Origin of the sequence: Exiguobacterium artemiae (genome assembly GCF_033342815.1) — a bacterium.
Taxonomy (GTDB): domain Bacteria; phylum Bacillota; class Bacilli; order Exiguobacteriales; family Exiguobacteriaceae; genus Exiguobacterium_A; species Exiguobacterium_A artemiae_A.
Window position 1 is genome coordinate 1 of sequence record NZ_JAWPEN010000026.1, and the last position, 20,402, is coordinate 20,402.

A 20,402-nucleotide genomic window follows, 5' to 3' on the forward strand; every position below is an offset into this window, starting at 1 on the left:
CATTTCACTTCACTTGAATATACGTTTTTGCCCATGCAAAAACACCTCCGATATTAGTACTTTTTAAAAGTGTACCACTCCGAAGGTGTTTTATATTGTCTCAAAATTTTAGGTTAGCCCAATTTAATGCGACGTGTATTAACTTTCTTAACCTCTTGGAGGAAACGGATCATTGCCGTATGAATCTTTATCGCGGATCTGACCTTCCTTATTATGAATGATCCGCTCGACCTGTTGCTTCTATACGATTTCTAAGCTACGCTGCGATGGCTTCTTTTGGTGCAGGACATCCTTTACTACTTGGGATAGTCTACATCCAGGTACACGACAGTCATTAAGAAAAGAATAACCCTCTGAAATTAAACGATTACCTCTGCACTCACTTTGACAATCCAGATGTGTTGGAAAAATCTTTTGCAGAGCGTCCGCTGACACTAAGACTTGACTTACAAAAAGGACTTTACCAAATACAAAGGGATTCCAATGAACTGAATAGGATGTATTTCGAGAAGGTCTACCAAAAATCCCTCACCTTGTTTGAAGATCTTTTTTAGGAAGATGAGCGTTTGTACCTTATATAGGATATCAATCCGTTAGCCTTCGTATTGTTTTAAAACGATCGCCGCATTATGACCGCCAAACCCAAAGGAATTGGATAATCCGAAGGTCATATCTGCAGTTCGAGCTTTTCCCGGAACATAATCCAAATCACATACAGGATCAGCCGCTTCGAGATTGATCGTCGGCGGAATGATCCCCTCCTGTAAACTCTTCGCCAAGGCGATTGCTTCCGCACCTCCTGCCGCACCGAGCATGTGGCCAAGCATGGATTTGTTTGCTGTAACGGGAATCGTGTAGGCCTGTTCCTGAAACAGTTTTTTGATGGCCAGCGTTTCTGACTGGTCGCCCACCAAGGTACTGGTTGCATGCGCACTGATGACGTCAATTTGACCGGCTTCGATTCCGGCATTCTGCAACGCCTTTTTCATGGCCAGGTATGCACCATGACCTTCCGGATGAGTGGCTACGATATGATACGCATCAGAACTCGCACCGTACCCTGCAATCTCGGCATAAATTTTTGCCCCTCTTGCCAAAGCATGTGTCAGTGATTCGACGATTAAGATGCTCGCCCCCTCGGCCATCACAAACCCGTCCCGTCCTGCATCAAACGGACGGCTGGCTTGAGTAGGTGCATCGTTTCGTGTAGATAAAGCCGTCGCGTTTCCGAAACTTGCCAAAGATAAATCCGTAATGGCGGCTTCCGTCCCTCCTGCAAACATGACGTCCGCTTCTCCCATCCGAATCAGCCGGAATGCTTCTCCAATCGCCGTATTTCCAATGGCACATGCCGATACAGGCGACATCGTCGGACCCATGGTTTTCCATTTGATGCTGATGTGGGCCGCAGCCGCATTGGACATGATGGACGGTACTAAACTCGGACTCACTCTTCTTGGTCCCCGCTTATCCAGGACATCCACGTTCTGAATCAGGGTCTCGATTCCACCTATTCCTGAGCCGACATACACACCCATCTTCTCTGGATCGATGGGAACACCTTCTAGTTTTGCATCTTCCCAGGCTTGGGTTGCGGCTGCTAGTGCAAACTGTGTGAACCGATCCAGTCGCTGCGCCTCTTTTTTCCCGATAATCTGTTCCGCATCAAAATCCCGGACGATCCCGGCAATCTTCGCTTTATGATGCGATGTATCAAACGTATCAATCATTGAAATACCGGACTTTCCTTCAACCAAATGCTTCCAAAATGTATCGACATCATTTCCAATAGGTGAAATCACACCAACACCTGTAATAACCACTCGTTCCAAATTCCTCACTCCTCGTTATCGCATAGGGTAATCATATCTGTTTACTATCCTATTACAAGTGGCTGTTTATCCTAGTATAAATTATACTTGGATGGTGATTTCGATTGGAGGACAAGACATGAATGATAAAAACAGACTCGATGCCCTTTCGACGTTTTTAAAAACCAAAAGAGCCGAGCTTAAACCGGAATCCCTCGGCTTCCCGTCCGGCACAAGAAGACGCACCCCGGGGTTACGCCGGGAAGAAGTTGCACAATTAGCAGGCGTCAGCACGACATGGTATACCTGGCTCGAGCAAGGAAGAGACATCAAAGTCTCGAGAAGTGTACTGGATTGTGTGGCGCAGGCCTTGTGTTTGAACAAGGATGAGCGGGAGTATCTGTACGATTTAACGATTGATGCGCACTCCGTCACTCCGCCGTTAAAAAAAGATCCGTCCCCGATCAGTTCATCGCTCGAAAAAATTTTATCGGACCTGACTTATTGTCCAACGATTGTCACGGACCGCTACTGCCAGATCGTCGGTTGGAACACGGCGGCGGCCCACGTATTCGTAGACTTTGCAAACATCCCGGAATCTCAACGAAATTTAATCCGGCTTGTTTTTTCCCAAAAGGAATTTAAGGTGCTGGCTGTTAACTGGGAACATTTCGCAAAAGGTTTTCTGTCCATTTTCCGCACCTATTACGGTCAATATTCCGGAGACGAGTGGTATACGGCCTTTATCGAGGAGATGAGCAGCACATATCCGGATTTTCTGGAACTATGGACTCAAAGCCAGGTCAGTAAAGCACCCGAAATCATGATTGAATTTCGGCATGCAAAAGCCGGAAAGATGCTGTTTGATCTGACCTCGCTACAAGTTCAGGGAGAGACTGATTTAAGATGCAGTATCTATACACCGATGGAGGGCACGACGACGGAACAAAAGTTAAAACGTTTAATCGCCAACACATAACATACGTCTAGCTTTTGTTTTTTCTTACATCACAAAACGTGAACTCTGCCCGACGCTGTATTTAGCGTCGGGCAGAGTTCACGTCAGTTGGTTTCAAAGCATTTATCCTGTTTACATCCGTTTGCGATTTCTCTCATAACCCATGACCCAGCCGTGTAACATCATTCCGATGATGCCCGATACAATCATGACGAGTCCGACGAGCGTTAAAATAATCTTCAAAAATGGCACCATTTCCGTATCCGATAAGAAACGCATGAAGACGATGCCGGCCACGGTCAGCATCAGTAAACTCGAAAAGTTTTTAACCATTAACTTCATTCCTCCAAAATCACATTTACTCTGCTGATTTTTCAGCTTCTAGTGCTGCTCGTTTTTGTGCTTCCTGTTTGAAGTCCTCATTCCACCAACCGCCAATCAGGAACGTACATCCCACAATCAATGCGATAACCGGGAAGTAGATCAAATGATATTCTTCGAGTGCCTCTCCATCAAACTTGGGTGACAGTTCGATATAAGCACTATACATTTGAACGATTAAGAATAAGAAAAAGCTGACAATCAATGACCATATTCCATAGCGGTAACTTGGATTCTTCCACATTTTTATTCCTCCTGGATTGAATTAGTTTAATCTGATTTCTTTATCGCCACCTGCGCTTTCACCTTTATCGTCACGAACGATATAGTCAATGTCATACACACCCGCTGGAATGACACCGGCTTTGACTTTTCTCTTCAGCGTCACCGTTTTATGCGGTTGCACTTCTTTCGACAACCGTTTCGGCTCCACCTCTTCGTACGAGTCATAGACGACTTTTTGCGAATCGTGCTTTCGGACCTTGACGTTGAGCAGATGACCGGCACGGGAGTCGACTTTCACCGGATAATCGCCGGTATTGGTCAGTTTGTATTCAAATACAAACCCGTCTTTGACACTTCCTGTGTACCCCGTTTCGATCGTCTGACTACTCGGTTTCATATCGAGGGACATGCATCCGGCTAAACTGAATAACAACGGAATAATCAGTAGTTTTTTCATTTCCACTCCTCCTTTTCGCATGCGTTTCAAAAGAGTTGAAGAAATGAAGGTGCTCTTTGAACGTAACGCTTTGCTTATTTCCAGCCCGGTAACGGACGCGGTAACTGATCCGCAAAGGCCCGGTATCCATCGTATCTGAATCCTTGTTGTTGCGGGTTTTGGTTTCGGGTTAAAAGGTGCTCTGACTGATCTTCGTTCGCCCGAAGTAAAGGGTCTCTTTGGAAGACTCGGATTGATGAAAAATGATATTGTTCGTAAGACAAATGATCACGGACGGATTGAATCACCTTCTCAAAACCCCGGCCTTCGTTATAACGCATTCCTAGTTTCTCCTGTTCAAATTTGCCCTCATAAATCGAAATCGTGAAATATGAATCGTTTTTCGAAATCGGGTATTCAATTTCGACGCGAACCGAATCGACAAACCGGATCGAGATTGGCGACTTAACCTTCTCTTCCGGAGTCTCTTCGTCAACGAAATAATTGTCCTTTTCAATGCTGAAGTCTTTAAATTCCCAAAACACGTCCCCTTGAGCAATGATCGAATACTCAAGGAACGTGCCGAAGTTTTGACCGATCGGATTGGCCGCCTCGGTTGATAACTCATGGAACACCCAATACATATAGGGTGTATCCTCCGTTTTCGCAAACTCCCGGTTAATCAACAGGTACCCTTCATTGATTTCCCCAATCACCCAGTAATGGTCGAAGTCTTCATGAATCAATTCATATTCAATCGCTTCATTCGTCGCTTCAATCACCTGGTCCAGTGAATGCAAGACCAGCCCAAGACCATCATCGAGAATAAACAGATTCGCTCCATCATGCAGTTCAAGGAAAGTTTGGTATTCGCTCGGCAGTTTTTGATTAAATTCGGCTTCGAATGCCGCAAGCGATGCTGCCGTCACCGGTTCCGGGAGATTAAATTTCGCCTGACCGATTTCATTGTACTTCCGTTGAATGAACGTTGAACCATGACTGATTTTCTGCTGAAGCCCGCCGAGTACTGCTGCGATTTGATTCATATCATTCTCTCCCTATCATGCTTTTTCCCAGCCCGGTAACGGACGCGGCAAGTCATTCACAAATGCTTGATAACCGTCATACTGCATAATTTGGGTTTGCGGATGTTCGACGCGTCTCGCAATCTGTTCACCGGATGCATCTTCACTTTCCCAAAGCGGTGCTTCTTTTTGAAAAACGACAATTTCAGAATAGTAGTATCCTGGTTCATCCAAAGTACCCACTAGATAACGATGGATTTGTTTAAAATTATCGAAACCGTTTGATTCCGACCGTAACCGGGCTTTTCCATTTTCATATGTATAGAAAGAAACAATAAACCCTCCCCGGCGGTAAATCGGATACTCAATTTCAATCCGGACCCGTTCCTCGGATGCAATCGGTACGCCCGCCTGCACGTCCTCCGTTTCTTCTTCGACATAGTAATCATCTTCCCGGACATCAAAGCTGTTGAACTCCCAGTACATATCGCCTTGGGCGATCATCGACCGTTCCAGAAACGTCCCGAAATTTTGACCGATGGCATCGGTGTCTTCAGTGGATCCTTCATGATACTTCCAGTACATATAAGGGGTATCTTCTGTTTTTGCATGATCCGTGTGAATCAAAAGGTACCCTTCGTTGATTTCGCCGATGATCCAGTAATGATCATAGTCTTCATCAATCAGTCCGTCTTCCTTGGCTTCGATTGTCTTTTCGATTACTTCTTCAAGTGGATGTAGGACCAGTCCCTCGTCGCCCAGCATAAATAGTTTTGCGCCGTCATGCAGTTCGAGAAATGTCTGATATTCGCTCGGTAACGGTTGCTTGAACTCGGCTTGAAAAGCTTGAAGCGTCTCCGGTTTGACCGGTTTTGGCAAGTGGAACGTGGCTTGACCGATTGAATTGTAACTGCGCTGGATGAACGTCGATCCATGGCTGATTTTTTGTTTCAGTCCGTCAAGGACAACTGCGATTTGATTCATTGAATCCACCCTCTTAATTCTCTATGTATGAGCCACCTGGCCTCATCTTCCTTTAGTCTACCATTTTACCAATAATTTGGGTGATCCTTACTTCCTGTTTCTGTGGTATTCTTTTTCTAATCAAAAATGATCCTCAAACAGCATCTATGTCTATTAATCCGGAGGTGAACCATGCACAAACAGTCTTCGATGCTGCTGATTTTACTGGCGGCAATGCTTTGGGGTACGACCGGAACGTCGCAAGCCTTTGCGCCAGAAGCAGCCCATCCAATTGCCATCGGTGCTGTCCGATTAGCCGTCGGCGGCTTCTTTTTACTCAGTCTCGTCTTATTGACCGGAAAGCTGACCTTAAAAGATTGGCCATTGCCCACGATTTTCCTCGCTGCCCTCAGCATGGCCGCCTATCAGCCGTTGTTCTTTTCCGCCGTTCTTATGACCGGAGTCGCCGCCGGAACGGTCGTCGCAATCGGCAGTGCGCCGATGTTTTCCGGACTGATTGAATGGCTTGTCTTAAGAAATCGACCGGGTACCATTTGGTGGCTGTCGACATTGCTTTCGATTGCCGGTTGTTTACTGTTGGTCATGAATCAGGCATCCGTTTCAGTCGATCCGTTCGGGATCGTGCTCGCACTCGGTGCCGGAATGTCCTTTTCCGTCTACACGTTTGTCAGCCGGGACTTAGTGAAAACACACCCTCCGCTATCCGTCGTCGCGGTCGTGTTTACGCTCAGCGCCCTCTTGTTATCGCCACTGTTATTCCTGTTTGATCTGTCGTGGGTCTTCAGTCTGCGCGGTGCCGGTATCAGTCTGCATCTTGGTGTCCTCGCAACAGGACTTGCCTATCTATTGTTTGCCCGGGGTCTTGCGCACGTCTCGTCTTCGACAGCCGTTACGCTGTCGCTCGGTGAACCGTTGACCGCTGCCTTGCTCGGCGTGTTTGTCCTCGGGGAAACGCTCAGTCTGTTATCATGGGTCGGCATTTTATTTTTATTCTGCGGCATCGGGTTACTCGTCTGGTCGTCGCGTTCGACACGTCAGCCGGACATCCTCGAACTCGCCAAGGAGAAACACTCTTAAGGAGGGCATCAGTCATGCATATCACATTCGAGAAACTGACGTACCGGGAAGACTATCAAATTAAACTCGATCACATTGTCATGAACGAGGAAAACGGCAACCGGCTGGCACTCTACTTTCGCGGTCATACGGACGAAGTCATGGTGCTCATCGGCGACTATTCCTGCAATTATTTTGAACTGTTGTTTGAAGCAGATTGCGTCCTGCTCCGCTCGTCGGATTTGCATGAACTGGATGACGGGGTGGAGTTTAATACGGTTCCGCTCGTCATGTATCAGGACTCGGCACTTCTGACCTTTGCGACGGCCTGGATGGGCTTGAAGCGGGACCCGTCACGGGACTGGACTCACTATGCCATCCGGGCCTTCGAACAGGACTTTCATGTCCTGTCCCCGCGTCCGCCGGTCTTTACGGATCTTGGTCATAAGATGAGTGATTATATCGTTAAACAGACGTTCGATCCGCCAACGAATATTTGATAAAAAAAAGCCCTACCTCGCCAAAGGTAGGGTGATGCGACTCGTCCCGCCCGACGGCTTGCGCCGGACGGGACGTGGTTTCATTATACATAGCGCACCAGTGTTTTTTCAATCGTCTGGATCGAATCAACCGGCGCAAACCGTTTAACGACCCGTCCTTGACGATCAACGAGAAACTTCGTGAAGTTCCACTTGATGTTCGATGACAATAGACCACCCTGCTGCTGCTTTAAATACGTATACAACCGGTGTTCTTCCGGGCCGTTGACGTCAATCTTCTGAAACATCGGAAACGTCACACCGTAATTCCGCTGGCAAAACTGCATCGTTTCTTGCTGGTCCGCGAACTCCTGATTGTTGAACTGATCACACGGAAATCCGAGGACCTTGACGCCTTGATCGGCATACTTGTCGTACAACCGTTGCAAATCCCCAAACTGACCGACAAGTCCGCATTTACTGGCTGTATTGACGATGAGAAGTACCTCTCCGGCGTAATCCTGCAAGGAAACGTTCTGTCCGATTGCGTCTTTCACCTCAATCTCATAGAACGATGGCATCCCGTTGCACCCCCTTTTCCGTCAGTATACGCCGCTGAAAAAGCGCCGTCTTTTTTGAACACGCAACCAGTTGCTTACCAGATGGATTCTTCCCGGCCACTCAGCTTAATGACAAACGGCATGATCAATAGAAAAAACAGGCTGACGTATCCGAGTGACAGGTAATGTTGCGTATCTTTTGAAAGATACTGCTTCTTGCCGCAGTTCGGGCAGTCCTTGCCGTGGTTTGCAAAACCGACAGTCAGTACGTCCTTTGTTTTCCACTTGTAGTCGCAATTTGTACATCGTACCATCTCATCATCCCCTTTCCTCTTTTTACCTGTTTCTTTAAACAAAGGTTTCATAATTATGATGACTGGTTGAGAAATGTTAATCGGCGAAACATGCTCATTCCTTAGATTTAAAGCTTCTCCCCACTTCCTGAAATGCTTTGATCCAATCTCGAAAATCGTCGTCTACATGAAAATACTCGTCCGGGCTATTTTGCAAATCCATTCCATAGACTGTCGTTAGACAACGAAAGACGGCCAACTCCTCCTTCGTCAATGGCCTGCCTTCTTTCTCTTCCATCCACTCCAAATCCGCCATCCGTTCATATGCCCACTCGGCTACTTCCTCTCGTGTCAGTTGTTTTTCCAGGACCTGTTCCAGTTTTTTTATCACTTCATCGATTTGAATAGTTCTCATGTCAGCATCTCCCAATTAAATAATCATCTAAATAATTTATGCCTTAAACCCTTTAATTTTCATGGTATAATTTTACATACGAAGTTCTGAGTTCTATCCTCGTCAAGCAACGAGAACATTCATAATCCTACGATTTAGAAATGGAGGTCATCCCGTTGAAAAAAGTAATTGCTCCTTTGGTTTGCATCCCGTTCCTGCTGTTAGCAGCCTGTACAGACGAAGCAGAAAAAGCCGTGACGCACTCTGAAAGTAAAGAATTTAAACCGGAAACTGTAAAGATCAACAAAAATAGTGAATTAAACATCGTGCCGCTTTATACGCCCTATCAAAACTATCTGAAGGCATCCCTTAAAGAAAATGATCCGGAAATGGATAAAAAAAATTACGCGAAATCTGTTCTTGGTTACATAGGTGAAATTGGGGAGAAGGAAAACTTTGATACGACCAGTTTAAAAGGCTACTTCATGTTGCAATCAACTGTTTACGAGCAAGAATTAATGGATCGGACAAACGAGTTGATGAAGCATCATGACGAAATCAAAGACATCATCATAAAAAACTATACCGCTGCAAATAAGGTACTTCCTAAAAAGAAAAGTACGATTTTCATCGCACCTGCCAACTCGGAACATTCTTCTATGAGTGAATCCATGAAGGGAGTATTCGGCGCAGCATATAAAGACACGTTCATTCTGTATCTCGATACAAACTTTGATAAAAATATACTCGCCTATTCAATCGCGCATGAATACCATCACTTGATCCTTCATGATACACCTGAATATAAAATGAATGCGATTCTTGATTCAATCATCATCGAAGGCAAGGCGGATGCCTTTGCCGATCGTGTCGTCAAGGGTGTTTCAACGCCATGGAACGTACCGATGGATGACAAGACCAAGAAACATGTAGCCAGTCTGATCGAGAGCGGTGAAGCTACTTATGAAGAAGTTGTAGGCGGTAACCAACAAAAGGATATTCCCCAATGGAGTAACTATATCTTAGGACGGGATATCATGAATCACTACTTTAAAACGAATCCTGACCGTTCCATATCGGACTGGACATTTGCAGATCAACAAAATATTTTAAAAGGCTACAAGTACCAAGATATTCTGGAATGACACGTAAATACATTCCGAAAAAACTATCATTGTAGGATGGTTACTTAGTAAACGGATTTCAATCTTCTCTTAAACTTACGTTGGATAATGCCCGAATTACATTTTCGATGATGTCGAGAGAAGCCGGAATCTGAATCCATTTTTCCATCTCCTGGTCAAAATAAAGTCCTTGTTCTCGCATGTTTTCTTTATTGTTTACTTCATCATATTCTAAAATTTGATTCAGATTTCGATCGGCTTCCTCAAAGTCATCGAATGGTCCTGAGCCATAATAGCGGTACTTATATACAACAACTACAAAATGAAGGAGTAGAAAAACATGTTTTATGATGAATACGAACTGCTTGAGTTATTCGAATCCGAACCGGAAGAACTTTATCAGGAAGGTGCCGGTTTTTATATGTATAAGAAGGTAGACAAACTCGGATTTCAGCTATTATTGTATATCTCACAATATGAACATAAATGTGACGTCAGTCTAAGTAATGATAAGTACAGGTGGACGATCTTCGATTTTGAACTATATCATATAGAATCAATAAGAAATGAAAATGAGTGTTTAAAAATCAGAGGCAATTCAGGAAAAACGAAAATTGATATACAATGTAAGCCAAATTTCAGTTTAACGCATATTAGATTATCTGATTAAGAATACGATTGATCTTTTAAGATATCATTTGCAAAGGAGGACAGTTTCAGATGCGTAAATTTTTATTAATCGGCTCTGTGATTATCATCATTGCTTTGTTTGTTCAATTCGAACCCTTCCGTGATGAACCACCCGATCCCCGTGTCGAGGTACAGGGAAAAAGTATTCCGACGGTCCAAGGGACATTTTGCTGGAGTGGCATGTTTAGCGGCCAATGCGTAGACAAAATCTATGTAGACGGTTTACACATGACTGAAAAAAGTAAACCGGTCACCGTCATGGCGAACGAGAAAATCCAGGTTTCCTTCGACCCAGAACCTGATACAATCAAAATCCTTCGATTTAACAAGGAGACCGGTAAGCCGGTTACGCTAAAAAATAATCAACTTGTAACACCGAAAGAAGCCGGCACATATGCCTATGAACTTCAAGCAAGATGGTCCGAAAATGGTGATGGTCAATTTGCTTTCTTAATCAAAGTAGATTGAATGGAAAACGAATAGAGCTCTTGTCTGTACTGACATCTAAATATGTATTACAAAGGAGATGATAAGGATGAGTACGATTTCTGTTCGACTCGATGATCAGGATACACGACTGATCAAAGAATATGCGAAAGTAAAAAATAGCACGATTTCTACACTCGGTCGCGATGCCATCCTCGATCGTATTGAAGATGAAATTGATTTACAATTCTATCATGACTCCATGGCAGCACACCGCAAAAAATCAGAGGCAATCTCATTTGACGATATGATAAAAGAACTTGATTTAGAATGACAGCATATACAGTGGAGTTTGAGCGCGGAGTTCAAAAGTCTCTTAACAAGATAGATCCGCGGATCAAGAAGAATATGGTCAGGACGGATGATTCGCGTTGTCATGGAAAGGGACTTGTTTCGAATCGTTCGGGTGAATGGTGGTATCGCATCGGCGACTATCGTCTGATTTCTGACATACAAGATGACAAAGTCGTAATCTTAATTCTTGAGATCGGGCATCGTCGAGATATCTATAAATCAGGGAGTTAGGACTCACGAATGAGGAAACATATTCGTTTTCTCTTTTTAACGACCGTTTTTGCAAACATCACTTAAACATTATTCATACGTATGATGAAAAGGAGCAAAGTGCCTTCACCTCTAACAGAGAAGGGATTTTGCTCCTTTTGATAACTTTAGGTGTTACTTAGTCTACGCTGTTCAGATCCCCATACCATTTTTTCTATCCTAAACCGTCTTCTATCAGTCAGCTGTAACCGGTACACCGTCCTCTTCTCGATTCGTAATACAAAAATTCGTGGTTTTAGAGGGTTACATGCAAAAACATTTAAGGCTCCCCTTCTCTATTTGTAAATTTAATGTAAAAATGTATAATTATATAAACAGGATGTGACTCGATGCAAAAAGTTTTATTCTATCTTTCCGTACTGAACAGCTTTTACCTTTTGATAAACTCACTGACGTATTTCGACAGCTTCCTCAATACCCCACTTGGCTTAACAACACTGTTTGCCTTCCTTTTGATGATTCTTAATGACAAAACGAAGAAAACAGGACGATCGTTCTTTACCAAAACAACGGATGTCCTCAGTTTCATTAACATTTTGATCGGGCTTTCGCTGATTGTCTTGTTCTAGGAGTGGAGCAAATTTATGACGACTTTCATGTATATCTTTTGTTTAATTGTCTGAATTCATTTAACTTTTATTATACCTTTGACATAGTGTTGAAAAGTCTTATAAACGTATTTTTTCACTGGTAATGTGAAAAAATACGTTTAATTTATTTAAATCATACTTTTAATTGATAATTAAAAAACGGATGCGTGATTGACTACGATTAATTCACTTTGAGGCTGTTTTTTTCTGTCTACTATTGTAGTAAATCTTTTTGAAGCCACTAAATGATCAGATTCGTTAATCTGCGAGAGTCTAATCAATGAATTTCTCAGTTGTTTTCTCCCATCGCTTAGTAATAACTGATCTAAATGATTTGATTCATCTAGACGATTGATGAATAATTCAATTTTACAATCCTCTTTAATCAATTTGGTTATAAGATAAGCAGCATGCTCGATTAAACGTTCGAATTGAGCATGTAATCCGTTACCTTGAGGTGTATTTAAATCTAGCATTAAAGTAAAAGTATCCTGATTTTGTCTTTGGAATACTTTGGACTGCATTTTCCCGGTCTTTGCCGTAGCATACCAATCAATTTGTTTGGCAGGTTCTTTTTCATAGTCTTTTGTGCCTTGTATCATTAAAGGATCTTTTAGAGGTGAATATTTTACTAAGCGATCTCCCAACTTGAAGTTTTTAGAAGTTGGTAAATGCGCTTTTTGAATGGACGGAAGAACTGTCCACTTCGGTAAAGCTTCTTTGGAATAGGTTAATAAGATTGTTCCTAAAAAGAACGGTACTTCCATACTAATCGTACATGTATCAATACCGGTTGGTCCGCGCTTACCAGCACGAACAGGTATTTTATACAGTGTTTTTTCGTTATCTACATTGAATGTATATACATTCGAATCATCGGTAAACGTCAGACCCTGCCTTGATAATAATCGAATGGATGCTGATAGTCCCCATTCCTTCAAACGACCGACATTTTGAAATGTAAGATAGAACAATTCTTCATCTTCTACAAATAATAAATCTTCTTTTTGTCTAAATGAAAGTTCAATTGTTTTGACAACTTTCCGAAGAATAAAAGTACGTGAAATCATTAGTCCCAAAATAATGCCACAAATATAAGCAATCGGCCAAATCATCGGAAACCACATGACAAGTAACATAATTCCTGTATAGGCCGGCCAAAGTTTGGACTCTAAAAGAGGCGGTGAACTTAACTCGACTTGCTTCATGTTCAAACCTGCTCAGCTGGAACTTCAGTTGTCTCCAGGACATCTTCAATGATCACGCGCTTAGTCGTTTTAACGTCTCCTTCTAAAGTGAGCGTCAATCGATGTGCCAATACATGAGGTGCGACTGCTTTCACATCTTCTGGTGCAACGAATTTTCGATCGCACAAATAAGCATATGCTTGCGATGCTTTTACAAGGGCTAAGGTGGCTCGAGGACTTGCGCCCACTTCTACCAGTTTGTGCACCCGTGTTTGTTGAATAACAGAAAGGATATAATCCACGACATCTTCATGTACCACGACATCTTCTACTTCTTGTTGTGCTGCAATAAATTGCTCTTTCGTCATCACAGCAGTTACTGATTTCCGGATTTTTTTTAAAGTTTGCAAGACTAGTTCTCGTTCGTCAATCTTTGACGGATATCCAACTTGCAAGGACATTAAAAACCGATCCAATTGAGCGTCTGGTAATGAGAACGTTCCTGCCGATTCAATTGGATTTTGAGTTGCAATAACAAAGAATGGCTTTGGTAAATAATATGTAGTACCTCCAATAGAAACTTGTCTTTCTTCCATGGCTTCGAGGAGTGCCGATTGGGTTCGAGGAACAGCCCGATTGATTTCATCAATCAGTAAGATATTTGTAAAAACAGGACCCGTTTTATTCTCAAACGATTGTGTTTGAATATTGAAGAAGTCTGCTCCTATGACATCGGTTGGGAGTAAGTCAGCGGTAAACTGAATTCTTGTAAAATCGGCTTCAAAACTCTTAGCTAAAGTTTTAGCAAGTAATGTTTTTCCTGTGCCTGGAACATCTTCCAGCAGAATATGACCGTTGGCCAAAAGAGCTGTACAACAAAGTTTTGTGATTTCAGATTTACCAAGATAGACAGAATCGAGCTGTTCGAGTACGGATTTAATATTCATGAGTTATTCTCCTTTAATGTTCGAGATAGATAAGAATCTAATATATTTTGAAAAGATGAATAAATTTGTTCATTATCGACATAGTTAGGGTCATACCGGGATTCTAAATAGGGAAGAATCGATGCATTTAATCCGATTCTATTGGTCCATTCCGTAACACTTTCTTCTGATTTTCTTCTGTTCTCTATCGAAAGCTCTCTTTCAAACAAAACCAATTGTCTTCTAATATATTCTTCCGGAAGAGCTGATGATTCCTCTCTAAATTTAAATAAAGGAGAGTTCTTCTGTTTCTTTTTTACGGTACGTTTAGTAAAACTTGCTTCTTTTTTAAATCTTTGATCAAATAGTTTTTTTAATATCACTATTGCCAACAAAACGGCTGCTCCACACACAACATAAAAAACAATATTTTTAACGGGCGAGGCGCTATTTGATCCTAAATCGAATTCGTAGGCCGTTTCAACCTTTCCTGATGCCGCTGTATCCTTCGGTAGCTTTCGTGCTGGCCCAGATCCCGTTGTAACATCTGAAGCATTCTCCCCATCGCCTCCCTCAGTTGTTGGCTCGCAAATATTACTAAGATTAATTACATCTAAAATAGTTTTTTCCTCTACACATTTTCGACCAATATGGTCTTCTTGTTGTGAGATATCAATACTTTTAATGAATGTGTACGCACTATGGCTTACGATTTTAAAGGTAATCAAACAAATAATTGACAATGCGGTGATCAACAAAATAGTTAGACGAATATTTTTCATAAATTTGTTACCTCATCCGAATGATGACAGAATATTCGGATAATTATTATTGGAGCTAGTATCTTAAAAGAAGTTGATTCAGTTTCTTTTTTCATCATTTTCCTTTTCCTTTCTCTATTTGTTCAAAAGTAGTCACTTGTTTTATTAATTCTTTAGACAATTTAAAGATTCCTTTTATTTTTAATTATACCAATAATTTTACAATTTTACAATGCAATCAACTATGCTTAACTTCAATTTCATTGATTCTTTTTAACATTTGTTGATCGTTTGTTTCTTAGTTTACAAAACTTATGTCTTCACCTTTTATCTATTTCCGAGGACAATTCCCATCTCAAAAATTGTCAATTTTACAGATAAATGTATAATGAGATATGAATCTTCATGGGGGTTGATGATATGCAAAAAACATTATTCTATCTTTCCGTACTAAACAGCCTTTACTTCGCAACCAACTCATTCACGTATTCCGACAGTTTCCTTAACGCTCCGCTCGGCTTAACAACACTGTTCGCTGTCGTTTTGATGGTTCTTAATGACAGAGCAAAGAAAACGGGACGCTCGTTCTTTACAAAAACAACGGATACCCTCAGTTTCATTAACATTTTAATCGGGCTTTCGCTGATTGTCTTGATCTAGGAGTAGAGTCTATTTATGACGATTTTCATGTACATCTTTTGTTTACTCATTTGGGGTCTTAATTTCATTGCTGTCAAGATTCAAGGGACGCCGGTCAGCCTGGAGCTATCATTGACCTACCGTTTAATCCTGACTGCTGTGTTGTTCAGTCTTCTGGCATGGTTCATGAAACCGGTCGGAAAACCTCTGAAACAGGATCTTCCATATATCCTGGTGTTCGGGATCTGTAATTTTGCACTCAGCTATCTCTGTCTCTATTACGCGACGATGCTCAGTTCAGCCGCAATCGTCACGTTGATTTTTTCACTTAAAGTGATCCTGACACCCGTTACCTTACGGATCTTTTTAAAAGAGCAGCTCCATCTCCGCATCCTGTTTGGCGGCCTGCTCGGTGTGCTGGGTGTTTTGATTTTACTGTATCCGACTCTATCCGACATACATCCGAATGATATGAAAGGAATTTTACTTGCCCTGCTTGGTACTGGCATTACAGCAATCGGCGACGCCAGTTCCGCACGAAATGCGAAGCAGAAAGTAAATCCGGTGTATGTCAATGCCATCGGCTTCACGGCAGGAGGTATTTTGCTCGGATCCGTCTTATGGTTTCAGGGGCAGACCGTTAGTGTCCCGCCATCCGTTTCTTACTTGTCCGCGCTTCTATACCTCACGCTGCTCGCATCGTTTGGCGCCTGGTTCTTTTACCTGAAGTTGGTCGAGAGCATCGGTGGTGCCAAAAGCGGCTACATGGTAGCTCTGTTTCCGGCAATTGGAGGAGTCGCTTCCGTCCTGATCGGTGAATCAAATTTATCGATTTACTTAGTGTTCGGTTGCTTGTTCAGCTGTACCGGTGCTGCTGTGGCATTAGGAGTCGGAACTTTTCTTCGAAAGCGGTTGTCGAGTAAACGGCCGTCGATGAATGCCGATTTGAAATAATCAGACGTCACCTGTTTCCGGCTGTCCGTCGGAAACAGGTTTTTTCATTCGTCGATGATTTCCCGGTCTTGAAAGGGATGCTCCGTAAAGTTCGCAACAAAATCAAAACCAGCTGCATCGTGAAAAATCATCAGATAGTAGATATCCTTCGATGGAATTGAAAAATCGAATTCAAACAACAACCAGTCCTCCGGATCATTGATGATCGAAACATCTTTTTCCGTCGTGATCAAAACATTTTGCCCGTTATACGCATCAAAATAAGCTAGTGGAAGAAGCTGTTCGATTTCTTCGAGTGAACGTATTTCAAGGAGATGATGATACCGTCCTCTTGATAACTTGGTCGTTTCCCCTACTTTTGGAAGGCAAATCTCTGAACCACCACTAAAAGAATGCACATAGAGCGGATACCGTTTCAGTCCCAAAACGAAGTGTTTCAGAAGAGAAAACTTCCCATCTTGATATTGATCTGCTCCAGGAAATACAGGCTCATAATCTGTATCATCAAAAAAAGCATAGAATTGCGTGTCTCCTTGAAGTGTGGTTTTCCATTTAAACGTGTCGTCTAATCCTCCTAATAGTCGGTACAAAATCATCGACTCCCCCCTTTCACTTTCGACTCGATTTCCTCGTTGTACGTCCCCATTAACTTTTGTTCCATATTCACTTCATGATTTCTGTATGCAGACGCATTTTGACGAATTCATAACTTCCGCCGTTCGTTTCCTGTTGAAACCGTTCGACCGGCTCAAAACCGCTTTTCGTATACAGCCGGATGGCCCGTTCGTTAAAAGCCGCGACGGCTAATTCGATTTGCTGTGGTTGATACTTTTGAATCGCAAAGGCGAGACCACTTTCCAAGAACGCTGTCCCGTTTCCCTGCCCCGTCAAATCCGGCCGCATCCCTAACGCCAATTCAAGGCTGCCCTGTCCGGGTTCGAACACAAAAAATCCGATTAGTTGTGTACTATCCATAACAGCATAGTAATGTTCCGTCCGTTGATCCGGATCCAAAAATTCCGCCAGGTCCTTTGGATCATTCGGCATATCGTAGAACGAAAAGTCACCCTCGTATTGCCAGTCATACGCAATCTGTTCCGCCTGACGTTGTGTCAGTGGTAAGTAGGTATAGGTCATTGTAAGCGATCTCCTTTCAAAAGGAATTTATGTATCAATCAAGATCGATTTTTTCTGTATTCGAGTAACAGTGGTGTCAGATTCAGTCCAATCGACACCATCGTTAAGAACCACCAAGCGCGTTCCATTCCGGGAACAACGTCTGCAAGCGCCGCCCAGTCTTCTGCTTCGACCCAGCTCGCCAGTTGGCTGTATTCTGCGCACAGTGTGAGTGCCGTAAGCGATAAACCGGCAGCCATTGCGAATTTATAGTTTTTCCCGATGAAGTACAAAATCAGATTCACCGCCGTTGCTAGAATCGCAAGTATCCCGAACAGTAGCCACATGATACGATTCCTCCTCTCCTTGTTGTGTTTCCTATTGTTATTCCTTTCAGCAATCAATCAAATATTTTATTTCTTATCTTCGAGATAAAATGTTTCGTCGATTTCTTCATACGTCGAAACATCATCATACGTTACAGTTAGTTCAGTGTCTTCTGACCACTCCCAAAAGTAATCGCCCTGCGCGATGATAGCACGTTCTAAAAAACATTCGAAATTTAAATTTAACGTAACAGCAGTGTCCAGACCATCTGATGGATGCACGACCGTGATATATGGTTTTTTAAAGGAGTCTTCTGCATCTGTACATTGATTTTTATCAATTAAAATCCATTTCTCATCTATTTGACCTATGATCCAGTAGTTTCCTTCTGAGAGGAGACCGTCTTCTGAATGGTGCTCTTCCGACATTTCGAGCATTTCCTCAAGAGGAAACAATTCTAGGATTAAATCGGATTCTGTTTCAAATAAACCGCATCCATTATGTAACGTTAAAAAATGTTTATAGTCTTTCGGCAAAGTAAAATTATCTTCAGGCAAGCAGGATTCAATTTCATGAGAAGTTAATGGTTTATTAAAACTACAAGTTGCCCATCCGTTTCGCCCGTATCTTCCCATAATAAATCTTGGCTCATCTTTAAACATTTGTTTGAGCAAATTCAATGTTCTTTCAATTGGTTTCATCTTATATCCCCCTCAATTTTCGAACTGCTCCTATTTACAAGTATTCTCTTCATTCTATACCTTTAATTGGAAATAAAGATACCAACTTCTCATGTTTATGGTATGATCAACTCAATATAAAAATTACATATATTACCTTTTAAAGCAGAGTGGAGGTTTTTGAATGAGTGGTGATGGACTAACTTGGAGTGTTCTACTATCAAGCTTAATCGTATTAAATGTATCGGCTATTCTTTTATACAGAAAAGGAAAAATGCCTTTATGGGGATCCGGGTTAATAATCGGAATTCTTGGACCAATCATCGCTTTGATAACCGGCTCTATTTTTTTAAAGATCGACTATAGTATGGGCGGAGACGGTTTTGGAGCAGCTTATTCAGCAGCTTTTATTGGATTCGTTATCGTTGGTAATGGAATCCTTTATCTTATTGTCGGTGTTGTAAAAGTGATTAGGAACTTCATTAGAAAACGTCAATTAGATCAACGATGATGAAAGCATAAAGTATCCATAAGTAAAATGAAAATTAAGGTGGTCTGTATATTTTGAGAGAACGAAGACGTTCGGATCGTTATTCATCAGGGCTTAATGGGAAAGGAACGCTACTGGCTATTTTTATCGTAATTGTCATAGGAGCAGTTGGGGGTATGGCGAGCAATGATGAAACGGAGGAAGTGAAAGAACCCAAGCAAGAAGCGAAAGCGGAGGATAAAAAAGAAACAGTTAATCAAAGAATGTCTGAAAAGAAAATTAAAACTACCGTTAAAGTGAAATCACCTAGCGATGTGAGCAATCTAAATGAAATACAACAAGCTGTGAATACGGGAGAAGATGACTTGCGAGACGCCATCGATTCAACAAATCAATTTGTAGACGATCTCGTGACAAAGCAAGAAGCCTTACGTAAATCTAAAAATTTCGCTATTCAAGATTTCCAGAAAACCATCACCGATGATGTCGTGGAAAAGCTCGATAATCAAATTTCATTGTTGAATGATGTAGCTCAAACTGCTCATTCCATGGCAACTGGCGTTTTCTTGAACAACGAAAAAAACATTTCAGTCGAAGGTACTGAAAACCTTGATTTTGTGAAGCTTGAACAGTTAGCAGACAATTTTAATTCAATGGCGTTTAGCTTAGAAACATACGGGATGGCTCGTAGTTTTGAATCGTGGGAAGAAGCCTCTGCTTACCTTCCAAGCCGTCGGGAAGAATCGCTTCTTGCTATTCCATTAAACGAAGCAATCATCCATTCTTCATCCGTTATCGATGAACCGATTATTGCAGAGCCGGTTACGGAAGAAAGAAATCTCGACGGGGAATCGGTTGCGAGTACAGAACAAACCGACGCCGAACGATATCCAGAAGCCATCACAAGCGTTTTTAAAATCTCAGAAGCTATGAATGCTATCTATGTAACGGCTGATGAATTACAACAGCGCTTTACCCCTTATGAGAAGGAGGACGGGTTTGGTCAGTTTGAATACATCTCAGTGGACGACTTAGATGATTTATACAAATTTGACGCAACCGTAGCGAATGAAATCACAGTGAGCATTCATTTCGAAGCACCTGATTATACGACAGATGGATTTACGCAAGCTATGGATTCACACCTGTGACTGCTAAGATGAAGACAACAATCCGCGACGATTTGAATCCAACACTTCTCGAATCAAATACTTCTTCGCTACACTGTATTTAGAACAGATGTAGGGAGATGAACTAGGAGTGGAA

General features: G+C 42.3%; 29 protein-coding genes. 13 read left to right on the forward strand and 16 right to left on the reverse strand.

Going from position 1 to position 20,402, the window contains the following annotated elements; genetic code table 11:
* Positions 1–593 precede the first annotated feature (593 nt).
* The gene (fabF, locus tag R7V76_RS16070; RefSeq protein WP_318094276.1) at positions 594–1,832 is read right to left on the reverse strand and encodes a beta-ketoacyl-ACP synthase II; all 1,239 of its coding nucleotides are present in this window, start codon (positions 1,830–1,832) and stop codon (positions 594–596) included.
* A gap of 118 nt (positions 1,833–1,950) precedes the next feature.
* On the opposite strand from fabF, the gene R7V76_RS16075 reads away from it, so the two are divergent.
* Positions 1,951–2,790, forward strand: coding sequence for a helix-turn-helix transcriptional regulator (locus tag R7V76_RS16075; protein WP_318094277.1), 840 nt, complete (start codon positions 1,951–1,953; stop codon positions 2,788–2,790).
* 111 nt (positions 2,791–2,901) lie between these two features.
* Here the strand turns inward: R7V76_RS16075 and R7V76_RS16080 are convergent, their stop codons facing one another.
* From R7V76_RS16080 to R7V76_RS16100, 5 genes are all read right to left on the reverse strand, one after another.
* On the reverse strand, positions 2,902–3,102 hold the full coding sequence (locus R7V76_RS16080) for a hypothetical protein (protein WP_318094278.1): 201 nt from the start codon (positions 3,100–3,102) through the stop codon (positions 2,902–2,904).
* Between the two features lie 25 nt (positions 3,103–3,127).
* Positions 3,128–3,394 carry a hypothetical protein gene (locus R7V76_RS16085; protein WP_114596040.1) on the reverse strand — a complete coding sequence of 89 codons (267 nt, stop codon included), beginning with the start codon at positions 3,392–3,394 and terminating at the stop codon, positions 3,128–3,130.
* A 21-nt stretch (positions 3,395–3,415) separates the two neighbouring features.
* The gene (locus R7V76_RS16090) at positions 3,416–3,832 is read right to left on the reverse strand and encodes a hypothetical protein (protein ID WP_318094279.1); all 417 of its coding nucleotides are present in this window, start codon (positions 3,830–3,832) and stop codon (positions 3,416–3,418) included.
* A gap of 74 nt (positions 3,833–3,906) precedes the next feature.
* Positions 3,907–4,857 carry an SMI1/KNR4 family protein gene (locus R7V76_RS16095; protein ID WP_318094280.1) on the reverse strand — a complete coding sequence of 317 codons (951 nt, stop codon included), beginning with the start codon at positions 4,855–4,857 and terminating at the stop codon, positions 3,907–3,909.
* A 15-nt stretch (positions 4,858–4,872) separates the two neighbouring features.
* Complete coding sequence (locus tag R7V76_RS16100; RefSeq protein ID WP_318094281.1) at positions 4,873–5,820, reverse strand: SMI1/KNR4 family protein; 948 nt, start codon at positions 5,818–5,820, stop codon at positions 4,873–4,875.
* 171 nt (positions 5,821–5,991) lie between these two features.
* On the opposite strand from R7V76_RS16100, the gene R7V76_RS16105 reads away from it, so the two are divergent.
* Complete coding sequence (locus R7V76_RS16105; protein WP_318094283.1) at positions 5,992–6,897, forward strand: EamA family transporter; 906 nt, start codon at positions 5,992–5,994, stop codon at positions 6,895–6,897.
* A gap of 14 nt (positions 6,898–6,911) precedes the next feature.
* A complete protein-coding gene (locus tag R7V76_RS16110) occupies positions 6,912–7,376 on the forward strand; it encodes a hypothetical protein (RefSeq protein WP_318094284.1) in 465 nt (154 codons plus the stop codon).
* 83 nt (positions 7,377–7,459) lie between these two features.
* Here the strand turns inward: R7V76_RS16110 and R7V76_RS16115 are convergent, their stop codons facing one another.
* From R7V76_RS16115 to R7V76_RS16125, 3 genes are all read right to left on the reverse strand, one after another.
* Positions 7,460–7,936 carry a glutathione peroxidase gene (locus R7V76_RS16115; RefSeq protein ID WP_318094285.1) on the reverse strand — a complete coding sequence of 159 codons (477 nt, stop codon included), beginning with the start codon at positions 7,934–7,936 and terminating at the stop codon, positions 7,460–7,462.
* A 74-nt stretch (positions 7,937–8,010) separates the two neighbouring features.
* Positions 8,011–8,229 (reverse strand): hypothetical protein, encoded by a 219-nt coding sequence (locus R7V76_RS16120; protein WP_290830768.1) that lies wholly within the window; start codon positions 8,227–8,229, stop codon positions 8,011–8,013.
* A 94-nt stretch (positions 8,230–8,323) separates the two neighbouring features.
* Complete coding sequence (locus R7V76_RS16125; protein WP_026828585.1) at positions 8,324–8,623, reverse strand: hypothetical protein; 300 nt, start codon at positions 8,621–8,623, stop codon at positions 8,324–8,326.
* 155 nt (positions 8,624–8,778) lie between these two features.
* On the opposite strand from R7V76_RS16125, the gene R7V76_RS16130 reads away from it, so the two are divergent.
* The 6 genes from R7V76_RS16130 to R7V76_RS16155 all read left to right on the forward strand — a co-directional run bounded on the left by R7V76_RS16130 (position 8,779) and on the right by R7V76_RS16155 (position 12,035).
* Positions 8,779–9,747, forward strand: a complete 969-nt coding sequence (locus R7V76_RS16130; RefSeq protein WP_318094286.1) for a DUF2268 domain-containing protein — start codon at positions 8,779–8,781, stop codon at positions 9,745–9,747.
* Positions 9,748–10,066: 319 nt separating this feature from the next.
* On the forward strand, positions 10,067–10,396 hold the full coding sequence (locus R7V76_RS16135) for a hypothetical protein (RefSeq protein ID WP_318094287.1): 330 nt from the start codon (positions 10,067–10,069) through the stop codon (positions 10,394–10,396).
* A 50-nt stretch (positions 10,397–10,446) separates the two neighbouring features.
* Positions 10,447–10,884, forward strand: coding sequence for a hypothetical protein (locus R7V76_RS16140; protein ID WP_318094288.1), 438 nt, complete (start codon positions 10,447–10,449; stop codon positions 10,882–10,884).
* Between the two features lie 67 nt (positions 10,885–10,951).
* Positions 10,952–11,176, forward strand: a complete 225-nt coding sequence (relB, locus tag R7V76_RS16145; protein WP_318094289.1) for a type II toxin-antitoxin system RelB family antitoxin — start codon at positions 10,952–10,954, stop codon at positions 11,174–11,176.
* Complete coding sequence (locus R7V76_RS16150; RefSeq protein WP_318094290.1) at positions 11,173–11,427, forward strand: type II toxin-antitoxin system RelE family toxin; 255 nt, start codon at positions 11,173–11,175, stop codon at positions 11,425–11,427. The genes relB and R7V76_RS16150 overlap by 4 nt, the downstream gene beginning before the upstream one ends.
* 368 nt (positions 11,428–11,795) lie before the next feature.
* Complete coding sequence (locus R7V76_RS16155) at positions 11,796–12,035, forward strand: hypothetical protein (RefSeq protein WP_318094291.1); 240 nt, start codon at positions 11,796–11,798, stop codon at positions 12,033–12,035.
* 173 nt (positions 12,036–12,208) lie between these two features.
* Here R7V76_RS16155 and R7V76_RS16160 read toward each other — a convergent pair whose 3' ends face one another.
* Genes R7V76_RS16160 through R7V76_RS16170 form a run of 3 tightly spaced genes read right to left on the reverse strand, consistent with a single transcriptional unit; the run spans position 12,209 to position 14,951 of the window.
* Positions 12,209–13,264, reverse strand: coding sequence for a DUF58 domain-containing protein (locus R7V76_RS16160; RefSeq protein ID WP_318094292.1), 1,056 nt, complete (start codon positions 13,262–13,264; stop codon positions 12,209–12,211).
* A gap of 2 nt (positions 13,265–13,266) precedes the next feature.
* Positions 13,267–14,190 carry an AAA family ATPase gene (locus R7V76_RS16165; protein WP_318094293.1) on the reverse strand — a complete coding sequence of 308 codons (924 nt, stop codon included), beginning with the start codon at positions 14,188–14,190 and terminating at the stop codon, positions 13,267–13,269.
* Positions 14,187–14,951, reverse strand: coding sequence for a hypothetical protein (locus R7V76_RS16170; RefSeq protein WP_318094294.1), 765 nt, complete (start codon positions 14,949–14,951; stop codon positions 14,187–14,189). Before R7V76_RS16170 ends, R7V76_RS16165 begins: the two co-directional genes overlap by 4 nt.
* Before the next feature lie 399 nt (positions 14,952–15,350).
* On the opposite strand from R7V76_RS16170, the gene R7V76_RS16175 reads away from it, so the two are divergent.
* Positions 15,351–15,590, forward strand: coding sequence for a hypothetical protein (locus R7V76_RS16175; RefSeq protein ID WP_318094295.1), 240 nt, complete (start codon positions 15,351–15,353; stop codon positions 15,588–15,590).
* A gap of 15 nt (positions 15,591–15,605) precedes the next feature.
* Entirely contained in the window at positions 15,606–16,523 is a 918-nt protein-coding gene (locus R7V76_RS16180) for a DMT family transporter (protein ID WP_318094296.1), read from the forward strand.
* Positions 16,524–16,567: 44 nt separating this feature from the next.
* On the opposite strand, the gene R7V76_RS16185 is transcribed toward R7V76_RS16180, so the two are convergent.
* From R7V76_RS16185 to R7V76_RS16200, 4 genes are all read right to left on the reverse strand, one after another.
* The gene (locus tag R7V76_RS16185; RefSeq protein WP_318094297.1) at positions 16,568–17,119 is read right to left on the reverse strand and encodes a hypothetical protein; all 552 of its coding nucleotides are present in this window, start codon (positions 17,117–17,119) and stop codon (positions 16,568–16,570) included.
* Positions 17,120–17,186: 67 nt separating this feature from the next.
* Complete coding sequence (locus tag R7V76_RS16190; RefSeq protein ID WP_214853574.1) at positions 17,187–17,660, reverse strand: GNAT family N-acetyltransferase; 474 nt, start codon at positions 17,658–17,660, stop codon at positions 17,187–17,189.
* 38 nt (positions 17,661–17,698) lie between these two features.
* Positions 17,699–17,986, reverse strand: a complete 288-nt coding sequence (locus R7V76_RS16195) for a hypothetical protein (protein ID WP_318094298.1) — start codon at positions 17,984–17,986, stop codon at positions 17,699–17,701.
* Positions 17,987–18,052: 66 nt separating this feature from the next.
* The gene (locus R7V76_RS16200) at positions 18,053–18,667 is read right to left on the reverse strand and encodes an SMI1/KNR4 family protein (protein WP_318094299.1); all 615 of its coding nucleotides are present in this window, start codon (positions 18,665–18,667) and stop codon (positions 18,053–18,055) included.
* A gap of 163 nt (positions 18,668–18,830) precedes the next feature.
* Between R7V76_RS16200 and R7V76_RS16205 the strand changes: the two genes are divergently transcribed.
* Both R7V76_RS16205 and R7V76_RS16210 read left to right on the forward strand, forming a co-directional pair.
* Complete coding sequence (locus R7V76_RS16205) at positions 18,831–19,157, forward strand: ABC transporter permease (protein ID WP_318094300.1); 327 nt, start codon at positions 18,831–18,833, stop codon at positions 19,155–19,157.
* 53 nt (positions 19,158–19,210) lie between these two features.
* Positions 19,211–20,287: a hypothetical protein gene (locus R7V76_RS16210; RefSeq protein ID WP_318094301.1), complete on the forward strand. Its 1,077-nt coding sequence runs from the start codon at positions 19,211–19,213 to the stop codon at positions 20,285–20,287.
* Positions 20,288–20,402 lie beyond the last annotated feature (115 nt).